The sequence below is a fragment of the Pontibacter rufus genome (assembly GCF_015694705.1).
In the GTDB taxonomy this organism is placed as follows: domain Bacteria; phylum Bacteroidota; class Bacteroidia; order Cytophagales; family Hymenobacteraceae; genus Pontibacter; species Pontibacter rufus.
The window spans coordinates 414,563-431,635 of record NZ_JADQDR010000001.1; the positions used below are offsets into that span (position 1 = coordinate 414,563).

15 protein-coding genes and 2 tRNA genes are annotated in these 17,073 nt (G+C 50.9%); 8 read left to right on the forward strand and 9 right to left on the reverse strand.

Translation table 11 applies throughout. From position 1 onward, the window contains the following. Nucleotides 1–3: 3 nt before the first annotated feature. Complete coding sequence (locus I2I11_RS01860; protein WP_196265958.1) at nt 4–165, forward strand: hypothetical protein; 162 nt, start codon at nt 4–6, stop codon at nt 163–165. A 25-nt stretch (nt 166–190) separates the two neighbouring features. On the opposite strand, the gene I2I11_RS01865 is transcribed toward I2I11_RS01860, so the two are convergent. Continuing rightward, nucleotides 191–2,281: a ComEA family DNA-binding protein gene (locus tag I2I11_RS01865; protein WP_196265959.1), complete on the reverse strand. Its 2,091-nt coding sequence runs from the start codon at nt 2,279–2,281 to the stop codon at nt 191–193. 102 nt (nt 2,282–2,383) lie between these two features. On the opposite strand from I2I11_RS01865, the gene I2I11_RS01870 reads away from it, so the two are divergent. Next, a complete protein-coding gene (locus I2I11_RS01870) occupies nt 2,384–3,631 on the forward strand; it encodes a cation:proton antiporter (RefSeq protein WP_196265960.1) in 1,248 nt (415 codons plus the stop codon). A gap of 187 nt (nt 3,632–3,818) precedes the next feature. Here I2I11_RS01870 and I2I11_RS01875 read toward each other — a convergent pair whose 3' ends face one another. Next, a complete protein-coding gene (locus I2I11_RS01875) occupies nt 3,819–4,649 on the reverse strand; it encodes a PorV/PorQ family protein (protein ID WP_196265961.1) in 831 nt (276 codons plus the stop codon). Nucleotides 4,650–4,807: 158 nt separating this feature from the next. On the opposite strand from I2I11_RS01875, the gene I2I11_RS01880 reads away from it, so the two are divergent. Then, nucleotides 4,808–5,611 carry an SDR family NAD(P)-dependent oxidoreductase gene (locus I2I11_RS01880; protein ID WP_196265962.1) on the forward strand — a complete coding sequence of 268 codons (804 nt, stop codon included), beginning with the start codon at nt 4,808–4,810 and terminating at the stop codon, nt 5,609–5,611. A 699-nt stretch (nt 5,612–6,310) separates the two neighbouring features. Here the strand turns inward: I2I11_RS01880 and I2I11_RS01885 are convergent. Next, on the reverse strand, nt 6,311–8,635 hold the full coding sequence (locus I2I11_RS01885; protein ID WP_196265963.1) for a S46 family peptidase: 2,325 nt from the start codon (nt 8,633–8,635) through the stop codon (nt 6,311–6,313). A 94-nt stretch (nt 8,636–8,729) separates the two neighbouring features. Between I2I11_RS01885 and yidD the strand changes: the two genes are divergently transcribed. The 3 genes from yidD to I2I11_RS01900 all read left to right on the forward strand — a co-directional run bounded on the left by yidD (nt 8,730) and on the right by I2I11_RS01900 (nt 10,321). Further along, on the forward strand, nt 8,730–8,948 hold the full coding sequence (gene yidD / locus I2I11_RS01890; protein WP_370582913.1) for a membrane protein insertion efficiency factor YidD: 219 nt from the start codon (nt 8,730–8,732) through the stop codon (nt 8,946–8,948). Between the two features lie 170 nt (nt 8,949–9,118). Continuing rightward, the gene (locus I2I11_RS01895) at nt 9,119–9,445 is read left to right on the forward strand and encodes a hypothetical protein (protein WP_196265965.1); all 327 of its coding nucleotides are present in this window, start codon (nt 9,119–9,121) and stop codon (nt 9,443–9,445) included. A gap of 240 nt (nt 9,446–9,685) precedes the next feature. After that, a complete protein-coding gene (locus I2I11_RS01900) occupies nt 9,686–10,321 on the forward strand; it encodes a peroxiredoxin (RefSeq protein ID WP_196265966.1) in 636 nt (211 codons plus the stop codon). Nucleotides 10,322–10,450: 129 nt separating this feature from the next. On the opposite strand, the gene I2I11_RS01905 is transcribed toward I2I11_RS01900, so the two are convergent. Then, a complete protein-coding gene (locus I2I11_RS01905; protein ID WP_196265967.1) occupies nt 10,451–11,428 on the reverse strand; it encodes an NAD-dependent epimerase/dehydratase family protein in 978 nt (325 codons plus the stop codon). Nucleotides 11,429–11,799: 371 nt separating this feature from the next. On the opposite strand from I2I11_RS01905, the gene I2I11_RS01910 reads away from it, so the two are divergent. Continuing rightward, on the forward strand, nt 11,800–12,447 hold the full coding sequence (locus tag I2I11_RS01910) for a thioredoxin family protein (protein WP_196265968.1): 648 nt from the start codon (nt 11,800–11,802) through the stop codon (nt 12,445–12,447). A 275-nt stretch (nt 12,448–12,722) separates the two neighbouring features. Here the strand turns inward: I2I11_RS01910 and I2I11_RS01915 are convergent, their stop codons facing one another. Further along, complete coding sequence (locus I2I11_RS01915) at nt 12,723–14,666, reverse strand: peptidylprolyl isomerase (protein ID WP_196265969.1); 1,944 nt, start codon at nt 14,664–14,666, stop codon at nt 12,723–12,725. Between the two features lie 427 nt (nt 14,667–15,093). On the opposite strand from I2I11_RS01915, the gene I2I11_RS01920 reads away from it, so the two are divergent. Beyond that, nucleotides 15,094–15,537, forward strand: coding sequence for a hypothetical protein (locus I2I11_RS01920; RefSeq protein ID WP_196265970.1), 444 nt, complete (start codon nt 15,094–15,096; stop codon nt 15,535–15,537). 56 nt (nt 15,538–15,593) lie between these two features. Here I2I11_RS01920 and I2I11_RS01925 read toward each other — a convergent pair whose 3' ends face one another. From I2I11_RS01925 to I2I11_RS01940, 4 genes are all read right to left on the reverse strand, one after another. After that, nucleotides 15,594–16,367 carry a hypothetical protein gene (locus I2I11_RS01925; RefSeq protein ID WP_196265971.1) on the reverse strand — a complete coding sequence of 258 codons (774 nt, stop codon included), beginning with the start codon at nt 16,365–16,367 and terminating at the stop codon, nt 15,594–15,596. A gap of 223 nt (nt 16,368–16,590) precedes the next feature. After that, a tRNA-His gene (locus I2I11_RS01930) sits at nt 16,591–16,660 on the reverse strand. Then, nucleotides 16,643–16,966, reverse strand: coding sequence for a GIY-YIG nuclease family protein (locus I2I11_RS01935; protein WP_370582914.1), 324 nt, complete (start codon nt 16,964–16,966; stop codon nt 16,643–16,645). The genes I2I11_RS01930 and I2I11_RS01935 overlap by 18 nt, the downstream gene beginning before the upstream one ends. Next, a tRNA-Ala gene (locus I2I11_RS01940) sits at nt 16,930–17,003 on the reverse strand. Before I2I11_RS01940 ends, I2I11_RS01935 begins: the two co-directional genes overlap by 37 nt. Nucleotides 17,004–17,073 lie beyond the last annotated feature (70 nt).

Below are 17,073 nucleotides of genomic sequence, written 5' to 3' on the forward strand. Positions count from 1 at the left end.
GAAATGGTATGCCTGCGGGAGCCGGTAGGCAGCTTCACGCCACCGCGCGAATTGCAAGGACGAGCCCTCGCGGGCCAGAGCGCACCAAAGCCAGAAATGAAACATGCCAAGTATAAAACTGAGCAAGAGCGGATGCTGGTAAGTATAACAGAAAGTATGAGCTGAAAACTAAAGTTACTATCATCCAAAATCAAAACTGATACCGCATCTGCACTGTCGCATCCGACCGGCGGGAGCCTTCAATTAAATCCAGCCCGGAACCAATGGTATCTTGGTGGCGGTAATGCGTGAGGCCATACTTTACCCACACATCCAAATCGCGGAGGGGGCTGACCTGTAGCAAGGCGTACACGCGTGTGCCTGTGCCGCTGAAGGCAGGGATGGAGAAGGCACCCAGCACATCGCGCTCATACACATACTGACGGGTATCGTAATTGTCGGTGTCGAAAATGGCGTAACGGGTGCTGAGCCGTATTCGCCGAAAAATGAAATTAACATCCTGCGCGATAAGGTAGCCTGTGGTTTGAGGCGACTCCTGCGCGTAGCTGCTAAACTGCACCCGCGATTTCAGGGTGAGTGCTTTGGTAGGGACAAACTCATAATAGAACAGGTAGTTCCGGCGGAGCGCCTGGGAAACGTAGTCGATGGGCGTAAGGTTGTTGGCAGCGTTCAGGCCTTTGCTTTCGGTGCGGAACTGGGCGTAGAAGGAAGTTTGCTTGTTGGGTTTAAAGTATAACCGCAGTAAATACTCGTAGCCCTGCGAGGGTGCATCCACGCGGTAGCGCAGCCACGGAAACCGGAACCGGTCGTAGTATGCTGTTAGCTCCCACTTGCGGAAAGGCTTTATCTTGATGCCGGTATACAGGCCGCGTTCGTTGATGCTGCGCGTTGCCTCGCTAAAAGCGCTGCCGTAAAAGCTGTGAAAATTACGGGCATAGGAGCGGTACAACATCGCCAGTTCTACCTTGTTCGAGAGGTTGGCCACGAAGCCATTCACCGTACCCAGTCCGCCGCTCTTGCTAATAGCCGTTTCGCCAAACAGGTATATGTTCTGCCAGGTATAACTATAGTTTGCTCCCAGGTTGTAGTTGTTTTTGCCGCTAAATTCAAAGCGCTGGTATGGCGCGCCTGCTTTCTGAATGGGCGAACCATAGTGCAGCCCCAGCGCCGTAACACCGACCAAAAGCGTTTTAGCACGGCTCTGGTAGGTAGCGTTGGCGCCGTATACCTGCTCCCGCGCACCGCCTCTGTTGTTCAGTTCGGTAGGGGTGCGGTGGAAGCCGGTCGTCTGAATACCGCTGAAGAAATCGCTTTCATTGCGCAAGGTATCGAGCTGCGTTTGCAGGTTGGCATCTACGCGTTTGTTGGAGTAAAAGCCCGTAATATCAACCTTACCCAAAGTATAAGTAGCGGCTGCGCCCCTAAAGTAGGCATACTCCAGTACGGAGCTATACGGCCGGATGCCCAGGTTCGGGCGACTCACGGTCGTGATGGTTTCGCTGCCCTTGCCCACGCTGTAGCCCGACGAGAGCAACAAGCCTTGCCCGAGCTGCAACTGGTAATCACCCAACGCAATTGCTTTAAACTTGCCTTCGTTGTAAAACTGTAGGTGTGCCGTGTAGTAATCGAAACCATAACGGTGCGTGTGGCCATCCCAGGTAAATTGCTCGCCGGCATCTTTCTCGGCGGTAAACCCGAAGCTGTAATCGCGGGCATGGCTGATGCGGTAGCGCAGGTATAGTTTGTCCGGAGAGCCAAGGTAGCGGCTGGTGGCGCGACTGTCGGGAGCCACCGGAGTATAGCCGCGCTGCTGTTGCAGGGTGCGCTCGTACCGAAGTATAAGGGCGTTGTTGTCCTCGCCTGCCATGCGCTGCCACAGCGTGCGCTGGTCGGCCTGCAGGCCAGCATCAGCTACGCGCACAAACGGGACTAACTGGTAAATGGTAGGTAAATCGAAATCAGGGATGGCCTGCAGTTCATAAATACTCAACAAGTCGCCATTCTCCGCTTTATACTTCAGAAACGAGGCAATCTGTGGGCGCGAAAGTATAAACAGCGATGCCAGTTCTTCGGGAGTGGCGCGGTTCAGGTCGAGTGGGCGCTGGTAGTACTGGAACAGCGTTTCGTAGAAATCTTCGTAGGGCACATTCTCGTCTTCCTGCTGCGCGAAAAGCTCCTGCACCAGCAAATCAAAATCGATGTTCTGGCGCGGATACTCCTGCGCGTGCAGCGGCAGCGTTAAACAAAGTATAAACCAGCAAAGCAATAAACTTCGTACCATAGGCAGGTAATTAGTTGGTTGTTCGCTGCTGCCTCTCCTCGGAAGATTTATACATACAAGCGGCAACAAGTACACTACTATATTTTAGCTAAAAATAGTTACATGGAGTTCTTTCATATCTTCTCGGTTATACTTGTTATCTCGGCCATTTTCGCCTACATCAACCACAAGCACTTCCGGCTGCCTACGGCTATTGCGCTGCTATTGGCAGGTTTGCTGGTGTCGGTGCTGGTGCAGGGACTTGGTGCCCTTTCGCCGGACTTTGAAATGTTGGTGGAAGCCCGGCTGCGCGACATTGATTTCTCGGAGGTGTTACTGGAATTTATGCTGAGCTTTCTGCTATTTGCCGGTTCCCTGCACATCGATTTAGATAAACTGGCCGAATCGAAATGGCCAGTCATGATTTTTGCCACTTTGGGCGTACTGATTTCGACCGTGCTGACGGGTACGCTATTTTATTACCTGCTGCAGCTGATCGGCCAACCTATCAACTATACTTATTGCCTGCTTTTCGGTGCGCTTATCTCCCCAACCGACCCGATTGCGGTGCTGGGCATCCTGAAAAAAGCCAACATACCGGAGCAACTCGAAATGAATATTTCGGGCGAGTCGCTGTTTAACGATGGTGTGGGCGTGGTGGTCTTTATTTCGATTTTCGAGATAGCGCAGCGGGGTTTTGGCAACATTGAGGGCTCATTTATACTGGAGTTGTTTGTGAGAGAAGTGGGCGGCGGCATCGGGCTGGGGCTACTGGTCGGCTATATTGCTTATTTCTTTATGAAGCGCATCGACCATTACCAGACGGAGGTGCTGATATCGCTGGCCGTGGTGATGGGCGGTTATAGTATGGCGCACTTCCTGCATTTTTCGGGGCCGCTGGCGATGGTGGCAGCCGGGCTTTTAATCGGAAACCAGGGCACTGAAAAAGCTATGAGCAAGCAAACTGCCGATTACCTGACCAAATTTTGGGAGATGATAGATGAAATACTGAACGCCGCGCTTTTCGTGCTGATTGGTCTGGAACTGATGGTGGTGCCGTTTCACCGCTCTTATATTTTAATCGGTTTGATAACCACGTGCATTGTGCTGGTGGTGCGCTATCTGTCGCTCGCAATACCCTCGTACGGCCTCAGGCTTCACAAAACGTTTGCACCGCACACCCTTTCCATCATGACCTGGGGCGGCCTGCGGGGCGGCATTTCCATTGCGCTGGCCCTGTCCTTAGCCCCTGAAATGCACCGCGATTTTATCGCCGCCATTACGTATGCCGTGGTGTTGCTGTCGCTCACCGTGCAGGGACTCACGATTGAGCCTTTTATTAAACGGCTGAAGAAGAAGAGCAGAGCGTAACCAGGCAAAAGACCTCGCAGCGTGCGCAGCTCCTGCGAGTGTCTGAATCAGGATTTTCAGGATTAAGAAGGATTTTCAGGAAGTTCGAAGTATAGCTTTTTGGATTTGTCCCTCCAATTAATTCAAAGGATAATCAATCCTGCCAATTCAAGAATCCTGTAAATTCTGATTCAGATAACAACCAAACTTACTTCGATTTTTCGAACTGGTAAGAAAGGGAAAGATGGTGGCTCTGGCCAAGTAAGGTGGTGGAGCCGAAGGCATAGTCTACCTGCAATTGCCGGGCGCGAAAACCTATGCCGAAAGTGGCTTTGTTGGTGAGCGTGCTGAAGCCGGTGCGGAGCACCAAATTATCATCCAGCAACGTGTATTCCAGGCCTGCTTTAAAATCTGCATCATAGTCGATGTTCTTTTCTGTTTCAATAGCCAGTAACAGCTTTTTGTAGGGCCGGTAAGCCAGACCGGCTTTCATGATAGTAGGCAGGCGTTCATCTTCAAAGTCAGCTAATTTGGCCTGGTTGAGATTATAGGCGTAAGCGCCAAAGTATAAATCAGGTATCACTTCTGCCTGCAAACCTGCCGAAAGCGTAACAGCCTTGCGGCTGCCGTATCCTTTTACCGCTATCTGCCATACTTCTGCTTTTGCACCCAGGCTAAACTGCCCCAGCTTGTGCGCCACACCCAAACCCACCGATTGCCGGCTATACAACTCATCGCCAAACCTGCTCAGGCTTAGACCATAGCTGCCATACTTGCCCGTGGGGTAAACAGCCTCTAACGCCACAGTGGTAAAAGCCCGCACACCAAAACGGTTCTCCACATAAGCGCCCACTTCTGGTTGCTTCAAATCAGCGATGCCGGCTATGTTGTTGCTCAAAGCCCACAAGTCATGGAGCGTAACGGCGGCGTTACCCAAGGCCGCCGCGCGTGCACCCACCGGCACATCGGCCTGCGCCTGCGCCACGCAGGGGAGGAGTAGAAACAGCAAGTATAAACTGAAGCGTAAAGGTAGCCTCATGCAGCTGGGGTTTGGTTTGTACTTTTAGAAGTATACTTGTACGGAAGCCGCTGATAAAATATACAAATTAATGTATAAGGTACATTGCAGGATTAAGGCGCTTAACTCTAAGCGCTTTAGCACGTTCTTTCAATATCTTCTACCTATAAATCTTATCTATGGAAATTGACCTCAGAAACAAAGTAGCCCTGGTAACCGGCGGCAGTAAAGGCATTGGCAAGGGAGCAGCACAGGCACTGTCAGAGGCCGGGGCCACCGTTATTATCTGTGCCCGCGACCAGAAAGAACTGGAAGAAACCGCCCGTGAGATTTCTGGAAAGACGGGGAACAAAGTGCTGCCGATACCTGCCGATGTAACAAATGCGGAAGAGGTGGAGCAGCTCATCGCAAAAGCTAAAAGCGGAGCAGGTGATATCGACATTCTGGTGAATAATGCAGGCGGCATAGGCGAAACCGGCGACTTTGAGGATATTGCAGAAGAAGTATATATGCGCCTCTACGACCTGAATGTAGTGGCCATGGTGCGGCTGATAAAAGCGGTGCTGCCTGATATGAAAGAAAAGAAGTGGGGCCGCATCATCAATATGTCGTCTGAAAATGGCCTGCAGCCCTACCCCGATATGATTCCGTACGACCTCACCAAAGCGGCTATCCTGAACCTGAGCAAAGCGCTTTCGAAGGCGCTGGGCAAGTATAACATCCTGGTGAATTCCGTGTCGCCGGCTTTTATACTTACTCCCTTGGTCGATGGCATGATGCAGGGGCAGGCGCAGCAGAAAGGCATCTCGAAAGAGAAAGCGGAAAAAGAGTTTCTGGCACAGAACCGCCCGGACATTGTGTTGCAACGGCCGGGTACCATTGCGGAAGTAGGCGCAGCGGTGGTTTTCCTGGCATCGGAGCAGGCGTCGTTTATTACGGGTACTAATTTGCGGGTGGATGGGGGTTCGGTTGCGTCGATTTGATGGTTACCAGTGAAGCCCGTGTATCTGACTTCTCCTTTCTCAAAGGGTATGATTCTAAAACAGGAGCGGGTGCTTGGGTTTGGTTTTATAGCCCAGCATTTGAGGCTTTTGAAGTTCCGGGTCCAACCACCCCTACCCCTCCTTGTCTAAGGAGGGGAGTTCTGGTACTGCTGCTTTAGAAGAATGTGCATTGTAGCTTCTGAGTTTGTGGAACCCACCCCTTGCCCCTCCGAGGAGGGGAATTCGGCTGTTGGAGGATGAGAATAAAAAGGGTTGTAGCGTCTGTGGTTTCGAAACATCCCCCTACGCCTTCAAAGTGGGACTTGGTTCTAGTTGCATAGCAAAGAGCAGCAGCTATCTGAATGATTCCAGTCCTTGGGTTGAGCGCCTGGGGGTAGGGGCCCTCTATTGGTGTGTTGCGGTGCCGCGCATGCGGCAGCCCGCTAGGGCAGCTTCACGCCACAGCGCGATGCCCGAGGACGAGGCCTCCCGGCCTGAGGGCACCAAAGCTAGAGATGAAACAAGCTGCCTGTTACTTCTACAGCATCAAACGCCAACTAGTAAGGATAGCCTTCTTGATAAACAGATGAGCAGCAGCTAAGAGGTAAGCTAAAAGTATAACTATCAAATTTAATGAAACAAAAACGGCGCTGAGGATTTCCCCAGCGCCGTTTCTATACTTTTAAAAAGCGAACTTGCTTAGTCTTTCACCTGAAGTTTTACTTTCACATCGCCTTTTTTCTTCTCAATCTTAAACTCCTCTTTGCCGCTGCGAAGCATTTCTTTGGCTTCCTGCACAGTAGCGTTTAAGAGTTCGGCTTGTGGGGTTTCAGCTTTAGCCTCGGCTGCGTCACCGGCGCCGGGGTTACCGTTGTCTACCAGCGTCATCTCCTGTATCAGGTTGGTAGCACCGGCATACTTGTCGATGATGAACAGCACGTAACGGATGTCTACGTTGATGCAGCGCTTGTATTCCGGGTCGTATACTAAGTCGCCCGTCATGGCTTCCCAGTTGCCGTCGAAAGCAAGGCCCATCAACTCACCACGACCATTGATAACCGGCGAACCGGAGTTACCTCCTGTAATGTCGTTGTCGGTGATGAAGTCGGTGACCAGTTCGCCTTTGGAGTTCGCATAGCGGCCGTAATCTTTGGCCTGGTAGAGTTGCTTCAGTTTAGCCGGCACCACAAATTCTGGGTTGGTCGGGTCTTCTTTGGCCATCACACCATCCAGTGTTGTATAGTAGTTGTACAACACGCCATCCTGCGGGCTATAATCTTTTACCGTTCCGTAGCTCAGGCGCAGCGTAGAGTTAGCATCCGGGTAATATACTTTGTCCGGGTTCATCAGGCGCAGACCGGCTACATACAGGCGGTTGGCCTTATCCAGCTTCGCGTTGCTTTCAGCCATTTTCGGTGCTATGTTATTCACATAGTTCATCAGAATGGAATTTACTATCTGGAAAGCCGGGTCGTTTTCCAGCTTCTTCTGCGACGGATTCTGAAGGAAGTCATTCACTTTCTGCTCTGAAACAAGGAAGGAGTTGCTGTACACATAGTCGGCCAGCTTCTCGAAATTGCCGTTATACTTCTGCACCATATTTTTGAACTCCTCTGGTTGCTGGTCTTTCGGGATGTCCTCGTAGTAGTACTTCATCATGGCCGCAAATACCTTCTTGTCGGTTGGCATGTTGTAGTCTTTGAAGTGGGCATCCACACGGGGTTTCAGGTCTTCGATGGCTTTTTGCGTAGCGGCCGCGTTATTCGCTTTCAGGGTGTTGTAAAGCGGAATAAAGCGGTAGCCCAGCATCATCGATTCGGTTCCTAAAACAGCTTCATTCAGATAAATGCTGCCCAGGTTATACTTCTCGATGTTGGCGTAAGCGTCGGCAATATTACTTAGCACATCGCCATAAGTGGCTTTGCGTTGCGCATCAGCGTTGGCCCAGGCCTGGAACTTGTCTTCGTCGGCAATTTTACCTTCGATGGTGTGCATGCGCTTGATGCCTTCGTTCTGGCCGATAGAGTATTTGTAGTAGTTGGAAGTGGAGGCATACTTAGACGCATACTTGATGCGGGTGGCAGCATCTTTGTCCATGTCTTCTTTCCAGAGGCCCAGCTTTTTATCGCGCAGCTTGATACGGGATTTGTTCAGTTGGTTTACTTCCAGTTTCAGGCCATGCGAGGTCATAAATCGCTTGGTGCGGCCCGGAAAGCCGAATACCATCGAGAAATCGCCCGGTTCTTTGTCGCTCAGCGAGATAGGCAGAAAGTGCTTTGGCTTGTACGGTACGTTGGTTTTGCTGTAGGGAGCGGGTTTGCCGTCCGGCGCCATGTATACACGGAACATAGAGAAGTCGCCGGTGTGGCGTGGCCACATCCAGTTGTCGGTGTCGCCGCCATACTTACCTACTGATGAAGGTGGCGCGCCTACCAGGCGTACGTCGGTGTAGCGGTTGTACACAAACACGTAATACTCGTTTCCGTTAAAGAAATCACGCACATAGCTCACGTATTGGCCATTTTCGCTGGCTTCCTGCGCGATGGCTTTCATGCGCTGCGCTATTTTCTGGGCACGCTCTTCTTCTGAAGTAGCCGGCGTAATACCTTCCAGCACCTTATCGGTTACATCGTCCATGCGCACCAAAATGTCTACGAATAAGCCTTCGTTTGGCAGCTCTTTGTCTTTGGACGTAGCCCAGAAACCATCCGTCAGGTAATCGTGGTCGGGGCTGGAGTGCGACTGAACAGAACTGTAACCGCAGTGGTGGTTGGTAATGAGCAAACCTTCGGGCGAGATGAACTCACCGGTACAGAAACCGCCGAAAGAGACAATGGCATCTTTCAGGCTGGCGTGGTTTACACTGTAAATTTCTTCGGCTGTGAGCTGCAGGCCTTCTTTCTGCATGTCGGTATAATTCAGGCGCTTGATGAGCATCGGCAGCCACATACCTTCGTCGGCCCGCGCTGCAAAAGGCACGCTAAGCGAGGCGATAAGTAAGAGGGAAAGGATTTTTTTAAGCATGAATATTTGTTTAGGTTAGATAAACAGGGGCAAATGTAGCAAAACCGCCGTAAAATGCCTCTTTTTGCAAGCGAGATGCAAATACCGAACCATGATGTGGATTTTTAAAAAGCTGGTGCTCGGGCTCATCTGGGTATACCAGCACATGATTTCGCCGCTTACACCCGCCAGCTGCCGCTACACGCCTACCTGCTCGCAGTATGCCGTGGAGGCCGTGAACAAGTATGGCCCGTTTAAAGGCGGCTGGATGGCCCTGAAACGCATTGGCCGTTGCCACCCCTGGGGCGGCAGCGGGTATGACCCGGTAAAGTAGGGTAGCGGCTCTTTCAGGAACAGAAATATTATATGCTGACAGGTATCTAAGTATAAATCGCTAAGCATAAGTACATGATAGTAGCAATTTATACTATAATTTGCTATACTGCACTTGCTTAAGCACAAGACTTTACCGCCTAAGTTTTTTACATATTTAACGTAGGCAAAATGATTACCATAATACAAGGCCCTATTGGATCCAGCACTACCTCCATACTCCTTTGTGAAATTACCCGCATTGAAGCACATACATTGACTTTCTTTGAAGAGAAAGTTTACAATTTCTATGTGTTTGTAGAGAAGGCTGCGCAGGAGTATTTCTATATGTTCAGCTACAAGCAGCTACAGGATTTCGAACAGGCCCATAAACAGCTTACCTCGCTACTGAAAGATCCACAGGCTCAAGACCATACCATACAAATTGTTCCTTCTTTAATGCCGGCAGCCGAGCCGGGCGGAGCAATTCTGCCCACGATCGCTGTTCCTGAATTCTAAAAACCAGGCAGGTATATACGTGGCTACAGCGTCTTTACGCTTGTCAGGAGTTAATTTATCAGAATACAATCTCTATCGGTTTTGTAGGAAATATTAATTCTCGTTATATTTGATTAAACGTGCTCCTGTAAATGCGGCATTTATGCAAGCGCAGCCTGTGCTTTGCTGGCATTGGCCGCCGTTTAAGGGTAGTAAACAGCCCGGAGCATCGGCATCTTTAACCTATAAACTATCAGAAAAATGTCATTACAATTAAACGATGAGGCTCCCGACTTTACGGCACAGACCACTGAGGGAGAAATAAATTTTCATGAGTGGCTGGGCGACTCCTGGGGCGTATTGTTCTCGCACCCGGCCGATTATACACCGGTTTGCACAACTGAGCTGGGCGCAACCGCCCGCCTGAAAGACGAATTTGCCAGGCGCAACGTAAAGGTGGCCGCGCTGAGCGTAGACGAGGTAGACTCGCATAAAGGCTGGATACAAGACATCAACGAAACACAGAACACACAGGTAGAATTTCCCATCATCGCTGATCCGGACAGGAAGATTGCCGATTTGTATGGTATGATTCACCCCAACGCTTCGGGTAACCTGACAGTGCGGTCGCTGTTCGTTATCGGGCCGGATAAAAAAATTAAGCTGATGATCGTGTACCCAGCTTCTACAGGTCGTAATTTTCAGGAGATTCTGCGCGTAATTGATTCGCTGCAACTGACAGCTAACTATAGCGTTGCCACCCCGGCCGACTGGAAAGAAGGAGAAGACGTGGTGATTTCCGGATCTATAAAGGACGAAGAGATCCCGGCTAAATTCCCGAAAGGCCACCGCATCGTGAAGCCATACCTGCGCATGACGCCGCAGCCGAATAAGTAACAGCTTTGATGGCTGCAGAATAGCGCCGCCTTTATAGTAGCAGAGCGTTTGGTTTTCCTGTTGCCTGCAACAAGGGAACCAAACGCTTATTTTAAGCTGACATGTAAGGTATATACCTGGTACAGCGCATCACCCCTTCATGGCATGCGTTTTATCATGTTCCCTGAACCAACTGAGCGTATCGGCTATAGCCTGCTGCATAGGCGTATTGCGAAAATCTGGTAGCACCTGGCGCAGCTTATTATCATCCAGCAAAAGCGTGTTTCCCCATAAGTAACTCATCTCGTGTATCTCCCGCATGCCGGGTACAAACCAGCCGAGCACTTTAAACAAGACTTTAGGGTATAGTTTATGCTTCGGCCTGGTGCCTGCTGCATCGGCAATAGCTGCCTGCCATTGCTTTATACTCGGCACTACTTCGCCGGCATAGTTGTAAAGCGCATAAGGCTCCTGCGGCTGCAACTGCACAAGTTCATAAAAAGCACGGGCCGCATCGGGCGTGTACACCAGTTGGTGCGGGATGTCGTCGCGGATGAGCCACGGCATCGCTTTGCCCTGCAGGGCGCCTCTGAAAATCGGCACAATGCCTTCGTTCAGCACATTTGGGCCCCAGAAATCGGGGAGCCGCAGGTTGATGACGCGGCACTTACCCTGGCTGGCAGACTCTTGCAGCAACTGCTCCAGCTTTACCCGGATAGCGCCTTTGCGGGTGTTGGGTTGCTCAGAACTTGTTTCTTTAATAAGCGGCGTCAGCCCATAGTTATAAATATTACCCGGAAACAGCACCGTGGCTTCGTTCCGGGCAGCTGCCTCCAGCACATTTTCTGTTGCACGCGCCATGTTGCCGGCCCACTGGGCATAAGGGTAGTTAATGCCATGAAAGATGTGCGTTGCCGGTTCTGCCAGGCGCTTTAGCAGCGATAAATCCTGCACATCGCCTTCTATCAGCTTTAGCGTGGCATGCGGGCCAAATAACTTTTCGGCCTTCGGGAGGTTTCTTACCAGTAGTGTAGCCTGTTCGTTACGGCGGAGCACCTCCTGTGCAAAAGCATAGCCGATGCTGCCGGTGCCGCCAAGTATAAGAAAATGCGCTTTGGGTGGTGTCATGGTTTTAAGGCATTAAGTCTGCATAAATATAAGGACACTTGCGGGATGACAGCCACTGGGTGCTGCAACAAATTGGCCGATCAGGCAAACCCCTGGCCGCAGGCACGTAGAAAAGAATAAGGCATCAGCTGTTTTATAGTATAAAAGAACACATCCCGGCGCATCAGACACCAGCATTTAGAAGTATAAAAGTTTGGTTGTGAGCGGGTTTGTTCCTAAGAAACGGCAACCAAAGTATAAATATGACACTGCGCTTCTCTGGTGGCGAGGCGGCTGAATTTAGAATGACTAGATCAGGCAATTATCTGCCTGTATAGAATTTAAAGTATAAAATGAACACTGAAATCGACAAGAATATAACTAAAGAACAGATGAAAACAACACCAATTACGCCTGCGCATCTGGCAAAAGCAATGACCTATACCCAATACCGGGAGATGATTGACAAGCTGCTGGCAGAAAATAAAACTACCGGCAGCAACCACTCCGAAGAAATGGTGGAATATACGCGTATGAATGCGCACCGCATGCGCCGCGTGGAGAAAACAACCGTGCTCGACGATGAACTGGTACAACTGCTGCTGAGCGTGCAAACCAAAATGGTGTGGGTGGTGCTAACCGAGGCCTGGTGCGGCGATGCAGCCCAGAACCTGCCTGCCATTGTAAAAATAGCAGATGCCTCTCCCCTGATTGAGGTGAAACTACTGCTCCGCGACGAGAATCCGGATATAATGGATGAGTACCTGACCAACGGCGGCCGCTCCATTCCTAAACTGATTGCGTTAAATGCTGATACGATGGAAGAACTGGGTACCTGGGGCCCGCGACCTGAACCGGCACAGCGACTATACTTGGATATGAAGGCGCAGGATGTTCCTTTTAAAGAATTTTCGGAGAAGCTGCATGGCTGGTATGCCAAAGACCGCAGCCAGGCCCTGCAAAATGAATTTAAAACACTCCTGTGCAACTGGTCAGAACTTATTTCGCCAGAGGGCATTCCTGTAGAGCGTTGCTCCTGAAGTATGGCGACAAGGCACGGCTATAGATGAAATATAAAGGCGACACGTGGGTGTCGCCTTTTTTATGTTGCTGCAGCCTACCTGTACCTGCATGGCCGGAGCAGACCCTATAATCAGTAATTGATACTAAGAGATCAGACAAAATAAATGATATACTTTAAATAGCTTATCATTAAGTATAAGTTGCTAATTATCAGGCATAAGAACAATGAAAGTCTTGTTTCTAACGTCCCCGATGATCCACCTGATCTTATTTTTTACTTATACTTATATACTTACCGCAGCACCACATCGATAATCCTGTCGCCCACTTCCAGCTGGTGCACCACATCCATCCCCTCCACCACCTTGGCGAAGATAGTATAGCGGCCATCAAGGTGCGGCGTGGGCGAATGCGTGATAAACCACTGGTTGCTTTCGGTATCTTTGCCGGCGGAAGCCATGCCTACATAGCCTTCTTTATACTTGAGCGGAGCAAATTCGGAGCGGATAGAGTAATCGGAGCTGCCCCAGCCATCGCCGCGCTTGTCGCCGCCCTGCGCCACAAAATTTGGTACCACCCGATGGAAGTATAAACTGTCAAAAAAGTCCTGCCTGGTCAGCGCAACAAAATTGGCTACGGAGCCCGGCGCATCTTCAACAAAAAGCTGCAGCACAATATCGCCTTTCTCTGTATGAATCACTACCTGCTGGTCTGCCGGGATGGCTTGTACCTGCGCCCAGTCGATGGGGTGTGTAAACGGATTTTCAGGTGTTTCGCCTTCGCCTTTCCCGCTCAGGAAGTTGATGGCTTTTTGCAGCTCAATGTTGGTTTCCATGTCGCGGGGCAGTTGTAGCTTTTGCTGGGCCTGCGTCAGGAAAGTAACGTTGCGGTAGTGACCGCGCAGGTTCAGTTTCGGATCGCGGATAGCGGCGGCCGACATACCCACTAGGGCCACATCGCCGGAGCCAATCCCTTTCCTGAAAATTTCTGCAAATTCATCCTCCAGGCCTTTCGGGAAATCAGGTTGCTGGCGCATGGTAAGCAGCGCATCCATAGCCGACGTAGAAATAACAGGCTGGGTGGCCGAAAACATCTCAGCCGCAATAAACGGGTAGTTGTCGTAATTACCGGCAAGGCCTTTCAGCAGGGCGGCTTTGTCGTAAGGGTCGCGGGCATACTGGTACTGCTGCTTGTAGCGCTTGTTCAGGTACAGCTGGTTCTGAGGCTGGCTGTTGTGCAGAATCACCCATATCAGGTTGCCGCGCACCCGGGCATCCTGTAACTGCGGCAGCACCTGCAAAAGCGTATCCGCGTTTATGCCCTCGGGGTGGGCCTGCAGGAATTCAGCGGTGGCTATGGCTGTGTTGATGTTCTTGTCCTGCAGGGCCGCAAGTATGGCAGGCCTGATCTCTTTAAAGTCCAGCCCGGCCATGGCCCGTATGGCACTCAGGCGCACGCGGTAATCAGGGTCGCGCTGCACAATGCCGGAGAGGAAGCGCGCTTTATCCAAAGCTTTAACTTTGCTGAGTGCCTGCGTGGCGGCTATACGTACTTCAGGAGCTTTGTCGGTGGTGGCAGCGCTGAGAATGGCCTGGCGGTAGGGCGTGAGGTCCAGCTGCGCGACGCGCGTAAGGAAGTGTGCGGCTGCCAGCCGGGCCTCGTATGGGTTTTCAGGAGACAACAAACTGATAACCCGCTCCACGGCTTTGTCATTATACTGCTGGCGAAGCCCGGCACGGTAGAGGCCCCAAGCTTGCCCGGCCAGTGCTACCGGGTTTGGCGCCTCATAAGCCGCCAGGAAGCTGACGCCAGCCTGCGTGGCCACCTTGCCGAGGGCTTCCAGTAAGGCGGCCTGTACTGCCGGTTGCTGCTCCTGCTGCAGCCGTTGTATTATCCCGTGTTCAGCTTTGGCGTCACCCACCTGGCCCAGGGCATAGGCAGCGGCCTCCCGCACAACTTTTGCCGAATCGGTGAGCAGGCCCAGCAGCGGCGGTATGGCCAGGGTGTCCTGCACCGAGGCAAAGGCAATGGCCGCTTCGCGCCGGTACTGCGGTTTTGCATTGTTCAGATATGGCAGCAGCTCAGCTGTCTGGCGCTTATCCTGTAAAGTATAAATACGCTGCAGCACAGCATCATCAAATTTATTTACCGGCGGCACCTCCGGGCTTTGCTGCGGCAACTGCCGGCATCCCGCCAGTGCCAGGGCCGTAAACGCTAAAAAGTGGCGTATTTTCATGTATGGGTTTTGTTTTGCCTGTCAATATAAGCAAAAACCGGCATCAAGGCCTTTTTTGCTTAAAGAGCAGCTTATGTTAAAAAAAATCGTGAGGCATTATGTTTGGAAATATACAAGTAATAGTTATATTTCGGACGAATTGGAACAAAAACATAAAAATAGAAGTTTGTATAAATATTTTTAGAATGATGTAGCTTAAAGCATCGTAAAATGAGTTCCTTTTCACCAAGTCCGCGCCTTACATACCTACAACACCGAATACAGCTCCGGCTGCCGGTAAAAAAAGTGAAAAATCAGATTGAGGAAAGATTAACAGACACAGGAGCGCCTGAAAATAAGATTTTAAAAATATCAACACTATAATAAATTAAACGGTATGTATGTATCCCTGTATTCTTCAAAAAAGCTTAGACAAACCAAAAAATTCATGCTGCTTTCAGGTATATTTCTGATAGGAGGAGGGGCATACGCCCTGCTGCGGGAGGTGCTATGGGAAGACCATTTCAGGGCAGGCTGGGCAATTGCCAGTGTGGTAGTGCTGCTGGCAGGCCTGATCTGGACGGCACTGGCTACCGACAAGATTTTGCTAAAGGATGCTTATTTCTCTATGACGCCGGAGCGCATCGCATACAGGGTGGCCTTGTTGGGGCGTGAGCGCGTACTGCCCTGGCAGCAGGTTATGAAAGTATGGATAACGAATTACTTTGTGGTTTTTGAAATGGAAAACAGCAAGCCCGTTATACTGCGGCTGGGCAGCATACAGCAGGAAGATGTGGCCCGCCATGTGGCCGGCAGCCTGCGTTTGGCAGCCTTGGAAAAGAATATTCCTATTAATGGCGTAGTTGGCCAACCACAGTCGGTTGTGGTCTAGGTTTTGCCGTTACATAAAAAGGGCTGCTGCCAGCGTATGGCAGCAGCCCTTTTTGTTTAATCTCCGGATACCAAAGCTGTCATCAGCCACTGGCCCTGCTTGTTTTTGTTGAAGATGGCGCGGTAACCGACGGGGCTGTACAGGTCGCTTTTGTGAAGATAACCTCTCAACTGCCCGTCGGGCGAGGCGACATACCACCATTCTTTTTCGCGCACAGTGTCCTGCTGTGGGTATGATTTGCTGTAATCCACTTTCAGAATTACCCTGCCCAGCGCGCAGACGGCGGCCGCACTGACAGCAGGTTCCGCGCGAAGTATGGCACCATCGTGCACCACAGCGCTGTAGGTAAAAGCATCCAGCGAATCGGGCCAGGCGCTGTACACGTATGGCAGCGCAAAGTTGCTGCTGTCTCCCTGCTGCATAGGAGTGCCGCCCAATTCCAGCATTTGGTGCAACAGCGGCCATAGTTCGGAGCCTTTGGCTGCAGGGTTCCATCGCTCCTTAAAACCTTCTAGGCCCCCGCTGCCGTCAAAGCCGGTGGCAATGTTAGGGTCGAGCAGCGTGAGGAGCTTTGATGCGTCCTGTTGTTGTACCGCCAATTCCAGTTCCCGGAGGTAAGCCTGCAAAGAAGCATCTTTAATAGGTTCTGTGGGTGGTGCAAATATGGGAGCATTGCTTTGGCAGCTATCTGGGTTGTGAAGGCTTGCCGCGGTGGTAATATCTGCCGGTGTAGCAGTTATGGATGCATCCTGTTGCTGTTTGGGATTGCTGGTTTGGGAGCAAGCGGCGAGGTGCAGCAGGAGTATGGCCGCAAAAGCTGTCTTTTTCATAGTGTGTTGGTGAAGTATAGGTTCACTGTTGCCAGGCTTATACGTGGCTGAGGCGGTTTATACCTGTTTCGGCAGTCTTATACTTTCGGGAGGTTTGGAAAAGGTATGGGCCATGAAATAGCGGGCCGGCAATAGCAACCTGTATTCTCAGGTATGCCAGGTATGGAATGTGAGTCAGAATAGCCCATAAACAAAAAAGGCAAAGCTTTACGCTTTGCCTTTGTGGAGAATATCGGAGTCGAACCGATGACCTTCCCGAAAGCATTCGGGACGCTCTAACCAGCTGAGCTAATCAACCATTCGATATACTTCCGGCTCTTTTTCTTCTTGATTCCGATTTCCCGGCTTATAGCGGTTAAGCGTGTTTCAAAAGTTTCAGTGTGTTTTATCTGCCAGGGAATGCCCCCTTTGGTTGATTTGTTTCTGCCGCTATTATGCTGCATTATACGGACCTCCATATCTTCACAACTGCCAATGTAGTAGCGGTCGAGTTTCTCTGAATAGAGGATGTAAGTATAGTAGCCCATAAACAAAAAAGGCAAAGCTTTATGCTTTGCCTTTGTGGAGAATATCGGAGTCGAACCGATGACCTCTTGCATGCCATGCAAGCGCTCTAGCCAGCTGAGCTAATCCCCCAAGTATAAAATAAGAACGTCGAACTGCTGACCTTCCCGAAAGCATTCGGGACACTTTAGCCAGCTGAGCT